The organism is Spirillospora sp. NPDC049652, assembly GCF_040675125.1.
Lineage (GTDB): Bacteria > Actinomycetota > Actinomycetes > Streptosporangiales > Streptosporangiaceae > Spirillospora.
Map to the genome: position 1 here is coordinate 1 of NZ_JBFAOF010001487.1, position 1,238 is coordinate 1,238.

Annotated in this window: 1 protein-coding gene; it reads left to right on the forward strand. The window is 77.0% G+C overall.

Going from position 1 to position 1,238, the window contains the following annotated elements; translation table 11 throughout:
• Window positions 1–1,089: ABC transporter substrate-binding protein (locus tag AB0J52_RS41340; RefSeq protein ID WP_500188735.1), on the forward strand; the 1,089-nt coding region annotated here is incomplete at its 5' end.
• Between the last annotated feature and the right edge of the window lie 149 nt (window positions 1,090–1,238).

The window sequence follows — 1,238 nt, forward strand, 5'->3', positions numbered from 1 at the left end:
GCGCGCGGCGCGTACCGGATCCGGCTGAACACGCTCCCGCGCGGCGCGGACGACCAGCGCGAGCAGCTCGTCCGGCGGCTCGCGGCCGGGGACCGCGGGCTGGACGTGCTGGGCCTGGACGTCACCTGGACGGCCGAACTCGCCGAGGCGGGCTGGATCCGCGAGTGGACCGGCGCGGACGCGGCGCGGGCCCGGCGGGGCACGCTCGCCGGGCCGCTCGGCACCGCGACCTGGCACGGCAGGCTCTACGCCGCGCCCTACAACACCAACGTCCAGCTGCTCTGGTACCGGTCCGACCTCATCCCCGACCCGCCGCGCACCTGGACGGGCCTGATGGCCGAGTCCGCGCGGCTGGCGCGGGAGGGCAAACCCGCCTATGGCGAGGTCACCGGCGCGCAGTACGAGGGTCTGGTGGTCTGGTTCAACAGCCTGGTCGCGTCCGCGGGCGGGAGCATCCTGACCCCGGACGGCGAGCGGGTCGCGCTGGGGCCGCCCGCCCTCGCGGCGCTGCGGTTGATGCGCGCCTTCTCCCGGTCCAAGGCCGCGGACCCGTCGATGTCCAACACCAAGGAGGACGACGCGCGCCTGGCGGTCGAGTCCGGACGCGCCGCCTACGAGATCAACTGGCCGTTCGTGTACGCCTCGATGGCCGCCAACCGCCCCGGGATGGCGCGGAACTTCCGCTGGGCGCCGTACCCGGGCCTGGGCGGCGCCGGGCGGTCCCCGCTCGGCGGCGCGAACTTCGCGGTCAGCCGCTACTCGCGGCACCCGGAGGCGGCGTTCCAGGCGGCGCTGTGCCTGCGCGACCCGGAGAGCCAGCGCGTCGCGGCCGTGGAGGACGGCCTGCCGCCCACGATCGAGGCGGTGTACGACGCGCCGGGGATGGCGCGGACGTACCCGATGAGGCAGACCATCAAGGACGCGCTGCGCACCGCCGTGCCGCGCCCGATGACCCCCACCTACCAGAACGTGTCGACGGTGACGGCCGTGACGCTGTCGCCGCCCCGGTCGATCGACCCGCCGCGGACGCTGCGGACCCTGCGGACGCTCATCGGGGACGCGCTGCAGAGCCAGGGGGTGCTGCCATGACCGGACCCGCCGCGACCGGAGGGCCGGCCCCGCGCGGGGCCGCGACCGGAGGGGCCGCGACCGGAGGGGCCGTGCCGCGCGAAGCGGGCGGCGGCGGGAAGCGCGCCGCCCGCGGCCGGAGGGTCAGCCAGGGCGCCCGCGACGAGCGC